Raw genomic sequence first — 15,242 nt, 5'->3', positions numbered from 1 at the left:
ATTTTAATTAATCGTTAATGATTAATTAGAATAATAAAAAGTTGACTGTTAAGTCAATTTTTTTCAAAAAAAAGTTTGATATTTATATTCAATTTTTTATTCCCTATGTATACGTTAGGAGAATTTATTATAGAGAATAAAGATGGTTATTCTCATTCTAAAGAATCTTTATTAAGATTTTTTAGCTCAATAAAATTGGCTGCTAAAGCCGTTCATAAAGAAGTCAATAAAGCTGGATTAACTAAAAATATCGGTAGTTCAGGTAAAAAAAATATACAGGGAGAAAATCAACAAAAATTGGATTTTTTTTCTCATAAAACATTTATTGATTCTTTTAAAAGTAGAGAGGTAGTTTGTGGAATTGCTTCTGAGGAAAGTAGAGATTTTATAATAATAGACAAAAAGATAAATAATCCAATAGAAGATCAGTATATTGTTTTAATCGATCCACTTGATGGATCATCAAATATTGATGTTAATGTATCTATCGGAACTATATTTTCTGTATATAAAATGAAATATACAAATAAATGTAAATTAACAATTAATGATTTTTTACAAAAAGGTAATCAACAAATTATTGCAGGATATATTATTTATGGAACTTCTACTATGTTAGTATATACTACTGGAAATGGTGTACATGGATTTACATTAGATCCTTCAATAGGAACGTTTTATTTATCTCATCCTAATATTTCATTTCCGGAAAAAGAAAAAATTTATTCTATTAATGATGGAAATTATGTTAAATTCTCCAATGGAATAAAAAAATTTATTAGATATTGTCAAGAAGAATATGAAAATAGACCTTATACTGCAAGATATATTGGATCTTTAGTAGGAGATTTTCATAGAAATATCATTCATGGTGGAATATATATGTATCCTAAAACTTCATTATTTCCAAATGGAAAATTAAGATTACTTTATGAATGTAATCCTATTGCTTTTTTAACAGAACAAGCAGGTGGTAAAGCTTCTAATGGATATAAAAGAATTTTGGATATACAACCTGCCTCCTTACATCAAAGGACTCCATTTATTTGTGGTCCCAATAAAATGGTAAATAAATTAGAAGAATTTATAAAAAAATATGAATAAATTGAATAAAAAAAATATCTTTTCAAGAATTTTAAAAAATGGAAAATTTTTTTTTAATTATCCAATTATTTTATTTTTTGAAATAAAAAAAATAAAATGTAAAGAAAATTCATCTGTTAAATTAATAGGCTTTTTAGTAAAAAAAAAATTTTTAAAAAATCAGTTCATAGGAATAGGATAAAAAGGTTAATGCGATCTTCTTTTTTAGAGAATAAAAAATATCTAGTTTCATCTAAAAATAGAATTTATATAATATTTTACTATAAATCTTCTATACTTCCTAAGTACGAAAATATCAATAATTCCGTAAAAAAAATATTTAAAGAAATAAAAAATTTATTGAATTAATTTTCCAGCATTTGCTCCAAATATTTTAACAGCAAAAGCTAATAAAACAATTCCAAATATTTTTTTCAAAATATCTAATCCACTATTTCCAATTTTTTCAGCAATTAAATCACATTTATCAATGACTAAATAAACTACTATCATATTAATTAATAAAGAAGCAATAATTATGGTTATGTTATAAGTGGTTCTTAATGATACTAAAGTGGTTAGTGAACCTGGTCCGGCAATCAATGGAAAAGCTATAGGGACTATAGAAGTTTGTGAATGTTCTGATGTCTTGTGGAAATCTACTCCTAATATCATTTCTAATCCAATTATAAATAATACAATAGATCCGGCAACAGAAAAAGAGTTTATATCTACTCCTATAATTTGTAATATTGGCTGTCCTAAAAATAGGAAAGATAAAAATATAATAAGAGAAGTAATAATAACTTTTTTAGTATCTATAATGTTTCCTTTTGATTTAAACCCCATAATAATTGGGGCATTTCCTAATATGTCTATGATACTAAAAAGTATCATAAAACAACTCATTAGTGAATGAATCCATTTCATATATTTAACAAATTAAAAAAATCTATATACAATGAATATAAATTAAAAATATTTATAATCAATTTTTAATTTGATTTTATTTTAAAAAAAAATATACTAAAGCTCATTTTCATATGCTTTCCAAGCAACATTTCTATATTTTTCTGCAATTTTATATGGATTATTAGATTGATAAATACCTCTTCCAACAATAATAAAATCACTTCCATTTTTGCTAAATGCTAAATTAGGATGAATATAATTTTTTCTAGATCTAGAAAAATTTATTCCTGGAGTAAACAATAATAATCGATCATCTACTTTTCTTTGTGCTACTGTCCCAATAACTTTTGGATTATTTATAGAGATATTCAATGCATTTCTTATATAATTATCATCCAAAAGTTGTCCAATGGAAGACATTTCTGATATAGTTATTAAACCAATATTAGCTGGTATATCTAAATTATTTATACTAGAATTTCCTGCAATTACATGAACTGTTATAAAATCTGCCCATGATAAAATTTTATGTATTCCGTAATGAAGTTGAAGATAATTAGTAGAATTAATATCACATAATTTTCTATCTTCAAATAATAGAAATTTCTTTTCTGTAGATAAATTTTTAAGAGAATTTATAAATGATAATGAAAAATCATTAATAATATCTACATGTAACTTTACTCCACAAATTATATCTCCAATTGAATGAACTAATTTTAATATTTTTTCAGAATCAATTAAATCTGCAGAAATAATTAAATTAGTTTTTTTTTTTAATGTTATATCTATAAGTTTTTTTCCCATAGGATGGGAAATTTTTTTTCGTTTTTCTTCATAAGAAATTCTTCTATATATTTTTTTTTGGTTGGAAAAAAAAAATTGGATCATATGTATCTTTTTTTTACTTAAAAAATGTTTTTTTTCTAACATATTAAAAACTTCTCCTATATGAAATAAGGATTGAATATTGTATCCTTTTTGTTTTATGGAATCTATTCCACCCTGTTCTCTATCAAGAATAGAGATTATATTTTTTATGATTATTCCTTCTTTTTCAAGATCTATTATCGTATTTAACAAACTATCTCCACTTGTAATAACATCTTCTATAAGAAGACAATTTTGTCCTTTTTTATAAATTCCTTCAATCATTCGTTTTGTCCCATACCCTTTATTTTCTTTTCTTTTTATAATTAAAGGAATATTTGTTCTTAAAGAAATAGCAGTAGCTATAGGTAAAGCTGCATACGGTACCCCACAAATTAATTCAAAATTATAATACGAAACTTCTTCTATCAGTAAATCTGAAAGTTTTATTAATAAATCTGGTTTAGATGCTATTGGTCTAAAATCTATATATATTGGTGATTTTACTCCACTTTTCAATACAAAATTTCCAAATTTTATAATTCCTAATTGATAAATTTTTAAAAAAAATTTTTTTTTTTTCCCCATGAAAAAATATATTTCAGTAAAGTTAAAATATTTTTATAGGTGATAATTACTCATTATGAAAAAAATAGATATTACTACTAATATAAATGGAATAAGATTATATTCATGTATTATGAATGCTTCGGGGGCTTTATGTAGTACAGAAAAAGAATTATCTAATTTATTAAAAAGTTCTTCTGGAGCAATAGTTACAAAAAGTTGTACAGATAAACCAAGAAAAGGAAATATAAAACCAAGATATTTTGAATGGGATATTGGTAGTATTAATTCTATGGGATTACCTAACCTTGGAATTGATTTTTATATAAATTTTTTAGATGGGATAACCACTAATAAACCTATATTTTTATCTATATCAGGATTATCATTGGAAGAAAATTATTTATTAATTCAAAAAGCAAATTCATCTACTAAGATAAATGCTATAGAAATAAATTTATCTTGTCCAAATATTTTAAAAAAAAAAGAAATATTAGGATATGAATTTGACACTGTATATAATTTTCTTAAAAATGTATTTAGATTAAATAATAAAAAACATATAGGAATAAAACTGCCACCTTATTTTAACGATAATGATATTAGAAATATGGCGTTTATTATAAATAAATTTCCTATTTCTTTCATTACTTGTATTAATAGTTTACCTAATGGTTTATTTATAAATTCCATAAAAGAATCTACTGTTATTTATCCGAATAAAGGATTTGGAGGAATAGGTGGGACTATAATAAAATCATTTGCACTAGCTAATATTTTTAAATTTAGTTCTTTTCTAAGAAAAGATATTTCAATAATAGGATGTGGTGGAATTTCTTCAGGAATTGACATTTTTGATCACATACTATGCGGAGCCTCGGCCGTACAAGTAGGGACACAATTTATTAAAGAAGGAATTTCTGTATTTGATAGATTAAAAAATGAATTAATACTTTTTTTAAAAAAAAAAAAATATTATTCTATAAATAATTTTATAGGAAATTTAAATAAAAATTAAAATTTTTTATCAATAAGATTTAGCAAATATTACTCTCTGAAAAGAATGATTACCTGAATAAATACATTTTCCTTCTTCTTTTTCATAATGATTAAAAGGAATACATCTTATGCTAGCTTCTGTTTCTTCTTGAATTTTTTTTAATGTATTTTCTTTTCCATCCCAATGAGCTAATATAAATCCTCCTGTACTACTATTTATACAATTTTTAAAATCGTGATAATTATCTACTCTAATCATTAATTTTTTAGTTCTATTTAAAGCTTTTTTATATAGATTTTTTTGTATATCATCAAGCAATTTTGGAATCATATTGATTTCATTTAAATCAAAGTATTTTTTTTCACATGTATCTCTTCTAAAAACTTCTATTCTTTGATTTTTTACTTCATTTATTCCAATATTTATTCTTATCGGTATGCCTTTTATTTCATATTCATTAAATTTCCATCCTGGAGTGAATATTTTTTTATCATCATATTTTATTCGTACTTTATTATTTTTCAAAATATTAAATATTTTGTCAACCATTTCATGAATTAAATAGTTTTTTTCTTCGTGAAAAATCGGGATTATAACAATTTGTATTGGAGCAATTTTAGGTGGGATTATTAAACCTTTATCATCTGAATGTGACATAATTATTGCTCCTAGAAGTCTAGTGGATACTCCCCAAGATGTAGCCCAAACATATTCTTTATTTCCATTTAAATTAGTAAATTTGACATCAAAAGCTTTTGAAAAATTTTGACCTAAAAAATGAGTAGTCCCAATTTGTAATGCTTTTCCATCTTGCATAAGCGCTTCTATACAATAAGTTTTATCAGATCCATGAAATTTATCCGTATATGGTTTAATTCCTTTTAATACTGGAATTGCCATAATTTTTTCTGAAAAATTAGTATAAATATTCAATATTTTTTCCGCTTCTTCTATAGCTTCTTTTTTAGAAGCATGAGCTGTATGTCCTTCTTGCCATAAGAATTCAGAAGTTCTAAGAAATAATCTAGTACGCATTTCCCATCTTACGGCATTTCCCCATTGATTTAAAAGAATTGGTAAATCTCTATAAGACTGTATCCATCTTTTATATGTTTTCCATATAATACTTTCAGAAGTTGGACGTATTATTAATTCTTCTTGTAATTTTGATTTGGGATCAACAATTAACTTTTTTTGATCATTTTTGGTAATTCTAGAATGAGTAACTACAGCACATCCATCAGAAAAAAAATTAACATGTTTTTTTTCTTTTGAAAATAATGACTTAGATATTAAAATAGGAAAATAAACATTCTGATGCCCAGTATCTTTAAGCATTTTATCTAATTTATCTTTTATAATTTCCCAAATAGAATAACCATATGGTTTTATGATCATAAAACCTCGTATTCCAGAGAATTCAGCTAAACCTGATTTAGAAATTATTTCATTATACCATTTTGAATAATTTTCTTTCCGATTGTTATTAATCATATTCTAAGTTTCATTAAAATAAAATAAAAATCAATAATTTATTATAAGAATATAGAAAATATTATTTATTAAATTAGCTAGCTAATTAAATTATATTTATAATGGCACATCCAAAAAGAAGACAATCTAAATCTAGAAGGAATAATAGAAGAAGTCATATAAAATTGAAAAAACCACAATTAAAAAATTGTATTTTAACCAAAAAAAATCATTTATATCATTATGCTTATTGGTATGATAATAAACTTTATTACAGAGGTAAAATAGTATATTATAAAAAAAATAAAAAAGATTGATTTTTCTATATATATGGATATAAATACAATTAAATCCCTTATTAAATTAATTTCTAAATCTAATATAGCGGAGATAAAAATTCAGATAGAAAGTACAAGTATTTATATTAGAAATAAAACAAAAATAACTAAAGATGAAGAATTTGATAAATTTTTTTGTTCTTCTAATAATAGATATTATTCTAAATCTGATATATCTAATGATATAATTCATAAAAAAAATCAATACATAACAATAAAATCACCGATGATAGGCACTTTTTATAGAAGACCTAATCCGAACAAAGATCCTTTTGTAAAAATAGGTGATATAATTAAAGTTGGAATGAAGATATGTGTGATAGAAGCAATGAAGATATTTAATGATATTGAATCAGAAGTAAATGGAAAATTAATAAAAATTTTGGTGGAAGATTCAACCCCAGTTGATTATGATCAACCTTTATTCATTGTAGAATCTAATCATTAAAATTATTTTTTTATGTTAAAAAAATTATTAATAGCTAATCGAGGAGAAATTGCTCTACGAGTAATACGAACGGCAAAAGAAATGGGAATAAAAACCGTAGCTATTTATTCTACTGCAGATAAATATAGTCTTCATGTATATTTTGCTGATGAAGCAGTCTGTATTGGTCCACCTGATCCAGATAAATCTTATTTAAATATACCTAATATAATATCTGCTGCAGAAATTACTAACGCTGATGCTATCCATCCAGGATACGGATTTCTTTCTGAAAACGCATATTTTTCATCTATGTGTAATAAACATGGAATAAAATTTATAGGAGCAAATCCAAATCATATGATTCAAATGGGAAATAAAATTACTGCTAAAAAAACTATGGTTAAAGCTGGAATAAACTGTATTCCCGGATTCAAATGTTTAGTTGGATCTTCTTATAAAGAAGTAGAAAAAATTTCGGAAAAAATAGGATTTCCTATTATAATAAAATCTGTTTTTGGTGGAGGAGGGAAGGGGATAAGATCAGTATTTGAAAAAAAATTTTTAAAAAATTCTTGGGAAGAAGCTAGAAAAGAATCTTTATCTTGTTTTGGAAAACAGGATATATATATAGAAAAATTAATTCTAAATCCTAGACATATTGAAATTCAAATTATGGGAGATTCTTATGGAAATATTTGTCATTTATCTGAAAGAGATTGTTCTATTCAAAGGAAAAATCAAAAAATTTTAGAAGAATCACCTTCTCCATTTTTAACATCATATCTTAGAAAAAAGATTTGTAAACAAGCTAAAAAAGCTGCAGAATTTATTCATTATGAAGGTGTTGGGACTATAGAATTTTTAGTAGACAAAAATAAAAATTTTTATTTTATGGAAATGAATCCTAGGATTCAAGTGGAACATCCTATAACAGAAGAAATAACTGGGATTGATTTAATTCAACAACAAATATCTATAGCATATGGAGAAAAAATTACTAAAAAAAATTTCTATCCAAAAATGTATTCAATAGAATGTAGAATAAATGCAGAAGAATCGAATAAAAACTTTCTTTCTTCTCCTGGAAAAATTACTCAAGTTCATATTCCTGGGGGAAAAGGGGTTAGAGTGGATACTCATATTTATTCTGGATATAATGTTCCACATTATTATGATTCTATGATAGCTAAACTTATAACCACAGAAATTAGTAGAGAAAAGGCCATTTGTAAAATGTCCAGATCTTTAGAAGAATTTGTTATTGAAGGAATTCATACTACTATTCCGTTTCAAAAAAAATTGATAAAAAATAATGATTTCCAAAAAGGAGATTATAATACAAATTTTATTAAAAATAATATTTTCTAATTATTTTCAATTAATTTTAATGAGTCAATCATGTTCTGTATATTTCCATTCATAAAATCAAATAGATTATGGATAGATTTATTTATTCTATGATCCGTTACTCTATTATTAGGATAGTTATAGGTTCTTATTTTTACTGATCTATCCCCTGTAGAAATTAATGATTTTCTTTTTATAGATCTTTCTTTTATCATTTTATCCATTTTATTTTTATAAATTTTTGATTTTAAAACTATCATTGCCTTTTCAAAATTTTTATGTTGGGAACGTTCTTCTTGACATTCTACTGTAATTTTGGTAGGTAAGTGAGTTAATCTTACCGCAGATTCAGTTTTATTTACATGTTGCCCTCCAGCTCCACTTGAACGAAAAGTTTCTTTTTTTATATCAGATATATGTAGGTTAACTTCTACACTTTCTACTTTTGGAAGTACAGCTACCGTAATAGCAGATGTATGTAGTCTACCCTGAGATTCAGTTTTTGGTATTCTTTGTACTCTATGTACTCCAGATTCAAATTTTAAATTTCCATATATCTTATCTTTCTTTTCTCCATGTATGTCTAACACTATTTCTTTATATCCTTTACTACCTTTTTGAAAATTAATAATATTATATTTCCATTTTAATTTTTTGAAATACATGATATACATTCTTAATATATCTTCTACAAAAAGACAAGCTTCATCACCACCTGTTCCAGATCGTATTTCTAAGATAACATCTCTATAATCTTCTTTTTTTCCATATTTTTTTTCAGATTTATAATTAATGATATTATCAATTTTCTTTTTAAGAAGATGTAATTCGTTTTGAATTTTTATTTTTTCTTGAAAAGCTAATATTTTCATTTCTTCATCTGGATCGTGTTCCAACATATAAATAGCTTCTTTTAATGAGATTAATTTTTTTTTATATTCATTATAAAAAAAAACAATTTTATCTAATTTATTATATCTATTTAATAATAATTTATATTTTTTGTGATCCGATAAAATATTTGGTTTTATTATATGTTTCGATAGATATAATAGTTCTTCTTTATAAGATTCTAATTCTATTACAATCGATTCATATTTTTTCATTACATTATCGTATTCTATTGATTGAATCAACTATTTCAATATCTCTTGTTATTGCTATATTCGCTATATATAAAAGAATATTACAACTTAATGAAAGTAACATAAAAAAAAATTCCATTTTTGCTGAAAAGAAAAAATTATTGTACGAAATATTATCTAAAAATAATAAGAATAAAAAAAAATTAATAATGTTTAAAATTATATTTAATTTATTAATAATTATCTGAATTTTTCTATACTTAAATAAAAAAATACTAACTATAGATAATATAGTACATATTATTATAAAAATAGTAGATATATTTTTAAATATTATATAATATTTTATATTGTTTTGATTAATTAATAAGTTTAAAGAGATAGAATAAATAAAAAAAGAAATCAACAAATATAATGTTTGTATTCTATATAACATAACTAGTTAATTTTTGATATTTTATTCAAGTTCAATCTAATTTTTTGTATAATTGTATTTATCATTTCCAAATTATTATAAATCTAATCCAATTATTTTATGTATGATATAACTGAATTAAAAAGTAAAAAACTTTTTGAATTACAGGAGATTGCTAAATCTTCTGGATTAAAAAAATGCACTCAATTACGTAAAAACGAACTTTTAGAAAAAATTATTTCTATTTTTAACAAAAAAAATAAACATAATATAAATTCTTTAAAAAAAGAAAATATTACCAATACAAAAAAAACATTCAAATCTAAAGAAAATTCTGAATCAATAAATTATTTTTTAGAAAAAAAAAATAAATATCGAAATAATTCTAAATTTTTAAAAGAACCTTCTTCAAGATTTAAAAAGAAAATTCATAATTTTTCTACTAGGAAAAAGGTAGAAAAATCAGATAACCAAATATATAGAAATAATTCCGTAATTGAAAATCTAAAAGAGGTAAAAGTTCCTATTAAAAAAAATAAAAATATTGTAAATAAAAATAATAATTTTAAATCTAAACTAGATGGATTTATTATTAATGAAGGCGTCTTGGAAACAATGCCAGAAAATTATGGATTTCTAAGATCATCTTATTTTAATTATTTATCATCTCCTGATGATATTTATGTTTCACAATCACAAATCAGACTTTTTGGAATGAAAACGGGAGATACAATAAAAGGTGAAGTCCGTAGTCCTAAAGAAGGAGAAAAATATTTTCCTTTAATTAAGATTATTAAAATTAATGGAAGATCTCCTAATTTTATAAGAAGAAGAAAATCATTTGAACATTTAACTCCATTATTTCCTAATGAAAAATTGAAATTAGCTGAAAAAAATTCTACTATTTCTACTAGAATAGTAGATCTTTTTACACCTATAGGTAAAGGACAAAGAGGAATGATTGTTGCTCCTCCAAAAACCGGTAAAACTACTTTATTAAAAGAAATAGCAAATGCTATTTCTGCCAATCATCCAGAAGTATATTTAATTATTTTATTAATAGATGAACGACCAGAAGAAGTTACGGATATGCAAAGAAATGTTAATGGTGAAGTTATAGCATCTACGTTTGATGAACCTGCAGATAGACATGTAAGAGTAGCAAATATTGTTTTACAAAAAGCTAAAAGAATGGTAGAATGTTCTCATGATGTAGTAATTTTATTAGATTCTATTACACGATTAGCACGTGCATATAATACAGTAGCACCAGCATCAGGAAAAGTTTTGTCAGGTGGAGTTGATGCTAATGCATTACATAGACCAAAAAGATTTTTTGGTGCAGCTAGGAACATAGAAAACGGGGGGTCTTTATCAATAATTGCTACAGCAATGATTGATACAGGCTCTAAAATGGATGAAGTTATATTTGAAGAATTTAAAGGAACAGGAAATAAAGAACTTCAATTAGATAGGAAAATAGCTAATAAAAGAATTTATCCTGCTATTGATTTAGTGGTGTCTAGTACTAGAAAAGATGATTTATTATTGGATTCAAAAACTTTACAGAGAATGTGGATTTTACGGAAACATCTTGCTGATATGAATCCAGTAGAAGCTATGGAATTTTTAAGATCTAGAATAATAAGAACAAAAAATAATGAAGAATTTTTAATATCTATGAATGGATAAGAATTTTTTTTTGTAAATGAAAAATCTTATATTAGTGATGTTATCGCGGGATGGAGCAGTTGGTAGCTCGTCGGGCTCATAACCCGAAGGTCATAGGTTCGAGTCCTATTCCCGCTATTATTCCTTCCTAATTTAATTTATGTATTTTATATTTTATTTTTTTTTATACATACTATTTTTATTTTTTTTTATCAAAAAATTAGAATTTTTTTTTCGATTGGAATCGAAAAATCAAAAAAGTTACATTATAGATGTTTTTCAATCTTATAAAGAAAATATTGAAAAAAAATTTGATACTATCAATAATCATCAAAATTACATAAACAATGATATTCGTTATTTAAATGAACATCAAAATAAAAAATTAGATTCTATTTACAATAAACAAGAAGAATTAATAAAAATTCTGGATAAAAATATAGAAAACATAAAGGATGTTATTTCAAATAAATTACAAAAATCTTTAAATGTTCATTTAGGAAAATCATTTGAATTAATTGGAAATCAATTAATTTTTTTGCAAGAAGGATTAGGAGAAATGAAAGTTTTAGCAAAAGATGTTAGTTCTTTAAAAAGAACTTTAAATCACGTTAAAATATGTGGAAGTTTTAGTGAAATGCAATTATCAATGCTATTAAAACAAATTTTATCTCCAGAACAATATGATACTAATGTAATTACAAAATCTAATACTAATTATGTTGTAGAATTTGCTATTAAGTTACCAGGTATAGGAAATGGAAATATTTGGCTACCAATAGATGTAAAATTTCCTAAAGAAACTTATGAAAAGGTACAAAAAGCTTATAATAATGGAAATAAAAGAAATATAGAATTAGCTATAAAAAACCTAGAATCTGTTTTAAAAAAAATGTCTAAAAATATTAGAGATAAATATATAGATCCTCCATATACTACTGATTTCGCAATTCTTTTTCTCCCTTTTGAAGGAATATATGCAGAAATAATAAAAAATTCAAGTTTGTTAGAGGAATTATTAATAAAATATAAAACAGTTATTACAGGTCCTTCTACATTAGCAGCAATATTAAACAGTTTACAAATAGGTTTTAGAACTCTTGCGATCCAAAAAAGAACTTCTGAAGTTTGGAAAGTATTAGAATCTGTAAAACAAGAATTTTCAAAATTTGGTATATTACTTAATCAAGCTAAGGATAAATTAGAAGGTGCTTCAAAAGATATAGATAAACTATTAGGAGCAAGAACTAATTTAATTGAAAAAAAACTAAAAAATATAGAACATTAATTTTTTAAAAAAAAACGGAGAGAAAGGGATTCGAACCCTTGACACTATTTTATTTGTGAACACGCTTTCCAGACGTGCGCCTTAAACCACTCGGCCATCTCTCCATTTAATAAAATAAAATTAATAAATATATAAAGTAGAATTATAAGCCGGATTCTGTTTTATACCTATCATTTATCTTGATTTTAGGTTACCCTAAAATTTCTATCTGCCTACCCCTCGTAATAAATCGAGCAAATTATTTACGGTATATATGGCATTTCACCGCATAGAGTTTACATGATTTCACTACAGCTTATCCTGTACTTTCTTTCTGTTGCACTGTTCCTCATCTCACGATGGATGGGTGTTACCCACTATGCTGCTCTATGGTGTCCGGACTTTCCTCATTTTTTTTTAATATTATTTTTAAAATAATATAGTAAAAAACGTGATAGGTCATTCTACTTTATTTCAAATTATTTTGACATTACAATAATATAAAAAAATTAAATATACAAATTATAATAAATATTTTCTATATCATCATGTTTTTCAAGTTTTTTTATGAAATCAATTACTTTATTTTTTTTTTCTTTCGTAATTAATTTTTTTTGTATTGGTATTCTTTCTAATTGATATTCATGAAATATTTTTAATTTTTCTAGATTTTGTTTCATTATTCCGAAATATTCAAAATCTGTAATTATTTGTATATTTTTATTATTATCTATAATATCTTTTGCTCCAAAATCTATTAACATTAATTCCAATTTTTCTATTGGAATAGATAGATTTTCTTTATCTAAAAAAAAATTTCCTATTCTTTTGAAGAAATGAATTAATTCTCCATTATTACATAATACTCCTCCATTTTTATTAAAAAAAGTTCTTATACTAGATGTAGTTCGAATATTATTATCCGTTATACATTCCATAATAATTCCAATTCCATAAATTTTTCCTTCTAAATTTAGATTTTTATAATCATTTTTTCTTTTTTGTAATGATTTTTTTATAGCTTTTTCTATAGTACTTTTAGGAATATTTAATGATTTTGCATTAGAAATAATATTTTTAAAACGAAAACTATTTCTTCCAGATTTTTTTACTATTGAAATTATTTCTTGGATTATTTTAGAAAATTTTTTAGATTTTTTAAGATCTTGATTGTTTTTTCTATGTTGTATATTCGACCATTTACTATGCCCTGACATATGAAATATTTTTAATATATTTACGAAATGTCATAAATATTAATGAATTTTTTATAACAATTTAGATAAAAAAATATTATGTCTAGAATTTGTGAATTAACTGGTAAAAAATCTATGGTAGGGAATAAAATTTCTCATGCAAATAATAAGAAAAAACGTCGTTTTAACATTAATTTATTTAAAAAACGTTATTTTTTAATAGAAGAAAAAAAATGGATTAAATTAAAAATTTGTGCTTATGCAATAAGAATTATAGATAAAATAGGAATTAAAAATGCATTAAAACGTTTTAAATATGGGAAAAAAAGGAAATAGAATACAGGTTATTTTAGAATGTACCGAACAAAAAAAAATTGGTATTCCAGGATGTTCTAGATACATTACCACTAAAAATAAAAAAAATAATCCTAATAGAATCCAATTAAGAAAATTTAATCGAATTTTAAAAAAATATACTATTCATAAAGAAATTAAATAATGTCTAAAAAAATAGAAAATAAAAAAAAAATCATAAATAATAATAAAAATAAAATGGTTTTAGCCATAAAAATGGTAAAATCGAACAAAAAATCAGGTGTTTATGCTTTTGAAAAAAAATTTTTAAAAGAAAAAGAAACAAAAAAATTTTTTTCAAATTAATAATAAAATATCTATTAGTTTTTTATGTTTAAAAATTATGGATCTTTTTTAGATAAAATAAAAGAATTTTTTTATAAATCTAAAAAAGAAAATAAAATTATAAATAAAAGTGATATTGATTATGTAGAAAAAGTTCTTTTATCCGCAGATATAGGAACAGATATAACTATAAAAATTGTTTCTAAATTAGAACAAAAAATAAAAGAAGATGAAATAAGTATACAAGAATTAAAAAAAATATTAAAAGATGAAATATTAAGTATATTTATTAAAAAAAAATATTCCTTATATGAAAGGATAAAAAAAAGTAAGATCCCATATGTTTGTATGATAGTAGGAGTCAATGGAGTTGGAAAAACAACTACTGTTGGAAAATTAGCCTTTCTTTTAAAAAATAATGGGTTTAATCCAATTATAGGAGCTTCGGATACGTTTAGAGAATGTGCTATTGATCAATTAGAAATATTAGCTAACTTAGCAAAAGTTCCATTAGTTAAACAACAAATTAATTCGGATCCTGCTTCAGTTGCATATGATACTTTACAATCTGCAAAATCAAAAAAAAAAGATGTTGTATTAATAGATACAGCTGGTAGATTACATAACCGTGTTAATCTTATGTATGAATTATCAAAAATTTATAAAGTAATGAAAAAAGTCATTCCAGGTGCACCTCATGAAACAATATTAATTTTAGATGCTAATAATGGACAAAACGCAATAGAGCAAACAAAAAAATTTTTATCTTTTTCTAAAGTTTCTTGTATTATTTTAACAAAAACAGAAGGCACCGCAAAAGGTGGTTTTATTATAAATATAATGAATAGATTTAAAATACCTATTCAGTATCTTGGAATAGGAGAAAAAATAAATAAATTAATAGAATTTGATGATGAAAAGTTTGTTAACGATTTAATAAAATTTTAAT

At 23.4% G+C, this 15,242-nt stretch carries 19 protein-coding genes, 2 tRNA genes and 1 other RNA gene; 14 read left to right on the top strand and 8 right to left on the bottom strand.

Annotation, left to right across the window (positions count from 1 at the left end; all coding sequences use genetic code 11):
- The first annotated feature begins 105 nt into the window (after positions 1-105).
- From fbp to H0H58_RS00595, 3 genes are read left to right on the top strand one after another with little or no spacing between them, the layout of a single operon-like run.
- Positions 106-1,104, top strand: coding sequence for a class 1 fructose-bisphosphatase (fbp, locus tag H0H58_RS00605; protein ID WP_185865118.1), 999 nt, complete (start codon positions 106-108; stop codon positions 1,102-1,104).
- Positions 1,097-1,285: a hypothetical protein gene (locus tag H0H58_RS00600; RefSeq protein ID WP_185865117.1), complete on the top strand. Its 189-nt coding sequence runs from the start codon at positions 1,097-1,099 to the stop codon at positions 1,283-1,285. The genes fbp and H0H58_RS00600 overlap by 8 nt, the downstream gene beginning before the upstream one ends.
- An 8-nt stretch (positions 1,286-1,293) precedes the next feature.
- On the top strand, positions 1,294-1,452 hold the full coding sequence (locus H0H58_RS00595; protein WP_238785155.1) for a hypothetical protein: 159 nt from the start codon (positions 1,294-1,296) through the stop codon (positions 1,450-1,452).
- On the opposite strand, the gene H0H58_RS00590 is transcribed toward H0H58_RS00595, so the two are convergent.
- Both H0H58_RS00590 and pyrF read right to left on the bottom strand, forming a co-directional pair.
- On the bottom strand, positions 1,441-2,013 hold the full coding sequence (locus H0H58_RS00590; protein ID WP_185865116.1) for a MarC family protein: 573 nt from the start codon (positions 2,011-2,013) through the stop codon (positions 1,441-1,443). The two genes, H0H58_RS00595 and H0H58_RS00590, sit on opposite strands and share 12 nt — an antisense overlap.
- A gap of 96 nt (positions 2,014-2,109) precedes the next feature.
- Complete coding sequence (gene pyrF, locus H0H58_RS00585) at positions 2,110-3,453, bottom strand: orotidine-5'-phosphate decarboxylase (protein ID WP_185865115.1); 1,344 nt, start codon at positions 3,451-3,453, stop codon at positions 2,110-2,112.
- Positions 3,454-3,508: 55 nt separating this feature from the next.
- On the opposite strand from pyrF, the gene H0H58_RS00580 reads away from it, so the two are divergent.
- Positions 3,509-4,450 carry a dihydroorotate oxidase gene (locus H0H58_RS00580; RefSeq protein WP_185865114.1) on the top strand — a complete coding sequence of 314 codons (942 nt, stop codon included), beginning with the start codon at positions 3,509-3,511 and terminating at the stop codon, positions 4,448-4,450.
- Positions 4,451-4,459: 9 nt separating this feature from the next.
- Here H0H58_RS00580 and proS read toward each other — a convergent pair whose 3' ends face one another.
- Entirely contained in the window at positions 4,460-5,926 is a 1,467-nt protein-coding gene (proS, locus tag H0H58_RS00575) for a proline--tRNA ligase (protein ID WP_185865113.1), read from the bottom strand.
- A gap of 101 nt (positions 5,927-6,027) precedes the next feature.
- Between proS and rpmF the strand changes: the two genes are divergently transcribed.
- From rpmF to accC, 3 genes are read left to right on the top strand one after another with little or no spacing between them, the layout of a single operon-like run.
- On the top strand, positions 6,028-6,222 hold the full coding sequence (gene rpmF / locus H0H58_RS00570; RefSeq protein ID WP_185865112.1) for a 50S ribosomal protein L32: 195 nt from the start codon (positions 6,028-6,030) through the stop codon (positions 6,220-6,222).
- A gap of 13 nt (positions 6,223-6,235) precedes the next feature.
- Positions 6,236-6,691 (top strand): acetyl-CoA carboxylase biotin carboxyl carrier protein, encoded by a 456-nt coding sequence (gene accB / locus H0H58_RS00565; RefSeq protein ID WP_185865111.1) that lies wholly within the window; start codon positions 6,236-6,238, stop codon positions 6,689-6,691.
- Between the two features lie 12 nt (positions 6,692-6,703).
- Complete coding sequence (gene accC / locus H0H58_RS00560; RefSeq protein ID WP_185865110.1) at positions 6,704-8,041, top strand: acetyl-CoA carboxylase biotin carboxylase subunit; 1,338 nt, start codon at positions 6,704-6,706, stop codon at positions 8,039-8,041.
- Here accC and prfA read toward each other — a convergent pair.
- A complete protein-coding gene (prfA, locus tag H0H58_RS00555; protein WP_185865268.1) occupies positions 8,038-9,126 on the bottom strand; it encodes a peptide chain release factor 1 in 1,089 nt (362 codons plus the stop codon). The genes accC and prfA overlap by 4 nt on opposite strands.
- Positions 9,127-9,130: 4 nt before the next feature.
- Positions 9,131-9,541, bottom strand: a complete 411-nt coding sequence (locus H0H58_RS00550; RefSeq protein ID WP_185865109.1) for a DUF4293 family protein — start codon at positions 9,539-9,541, stop codon at positions 9,131-9,133.
- A 99-nt stretch (positions 9,542-9,640) separates the two neighbouring features.
- Between H0H58_RS00550 and rho the strand changes: the two genes are divergently transcribed.
- The 3 genes from rho (at position 9,641) to H0H58_RS00535 (ending at position 12,479) form a co-directional block, all read left to right on the top strand.
- Positions 9,641-11,212: a transcription termination factor Rho gene (gene rho / locus H0H58_RS00545; protein ID WP_185865108.1), complete on the top strand. Its 1,572-nt coding sequence runs from the start codon at positions 9,641-9,643 to the stop codon at positions 11,210-11,212.
- Between the two features lie 44 nt (positions 11,213-11,256).
- Positions 11,257-11,329 (top strand) — tRNA-Met (locus H0H58_RS00540).
- A gap of 100 nt (positions 11,330-11,429) precedes the next feature.
- The gene (locus H0H58_RS00535) at positions 11,430-12,479 is read left to right on the top strand and encodes a DNA recombination protein RmuC (RefSeq protein ID WP_238785154.1); all 1,050 of its coding nucleotides are present in this window, start codon (positions 11,430-11,432) and stop codon (positions 12,477-12,479) included.
- A 15-nt stretch (positions 12,480-12,494) separates the two neighbouring features.
- On the opposite strand, the gene H0H58_RS00530 is transcribed toward H0H58_RS00535, so the two are convergent.
- The 3 genes from H0H58_RS00530 to H0H58_RS00520 all read right to left on the bottom strand — a co-directional run bounded on the left by H0H58_RS00530 (position 12,495) and on the right by H0H58_RS00520 (position 13,675).
- Positions 12,495-12,583 (bottom strand) — tRNA-Ser (locus tag H0H58_RS00530).
- Between the two features lie 25 nt (positions 12,584-12,608).
- An RNA gene (rnpB, locus tag H0H58_RS00525) (RNase P RNA component class A) lies at positions 12,609-12,929 on the bottom strand.
- Positions 12,930-12,967: 38 nt separating this feature from the next.
- Positions 12,968-13,675, bottom strand: coding sequence for a YebC/PmpR family DNA-binding transcriptional regulator (locus tag H0H58_RS00520; protein WP_185865106.1), 708 nt, complete (start codon positions 13,673-13,675; stop codon positions 12,968-12,970).
- Positions 13,676-13,753: 78 nt separating this feature from the next.
- On the opposite strand from H0H58_RS00520, the gene rpmB reads away from it, so the two are divergent.
- The 4 genes from rpmB to ftsY are packed head-to-tail and all read left to right on the top strand — an operon-like array spanning position 13,754 to position 15,241.
- Positions 13,754-13,990, top strand: a complete 237-nt coding sequence (gene rpmB, locus H0H58_RS00515) for a 50S ribosomal protein L28 (protein WP_185865105.1) — start codon at positions 13,754-13,756, stop codon at positions 13,988-13,990.
- Positions 13,971-14,153, top strand: coding sequence for a 50S ribosomal protein L33 (gene rpmG / locus H0H58_RS00510; protein WP_185865104.1), 183 nt, complete (start codon positions 13,971-13,973; stop codon positions 14,151-14,153). The genes rpmB and rpmG overlap by 20 nt, the downstream gene beginning before the upstream one ends.
- Positions 14,153-14,314 carry a DUF4295 domain-containing protein gene (locus H0H58_RS00505; RefSeq protein WP_185865103.1) on the top strand — a complete coding sequence of 54 codons (162 nt, stop codon included), beginning with the start codon at positions 14,153-14,155 and terminating at the stop codon, positions 14,312-14,314. Before rpmG ends, H0H58_RS00505 begins: the two co-directional genes overlap by 1 nt.
- 24 nt (positions 14,315-14,338) lie before the next feature.
- The gene (gene ftsY, locus H0H58_RS00500) at positions 14,339-15,241 is read left to right on the top strand and encodes a signal recognition particle-docking protein FtsY (RefSeq protein WP_185865102.1); all 903 of its coding nucleotides are present in this window, start codon (positions 14,339-14,341) and stop codon (positions 15,239-15,241) included.
- Position 15,242: the final 1 nt, after the last annotated feature.

Source organism: Blattabacterium cuenoti (genome assembly GCF_014251775.1).
Lineage (GTDB): Bacteria > Bacteroidota > Bacteroidia > Flavobacteriales > Blattabacteriaceae > Blattabacterium > Blattabacterium cuenoti_H.
The sequence above is the reverse complement of the archived record's forward strand: the minus strand, read 5'-3'. Positions and strand labels throughout refer to the sequence as shown.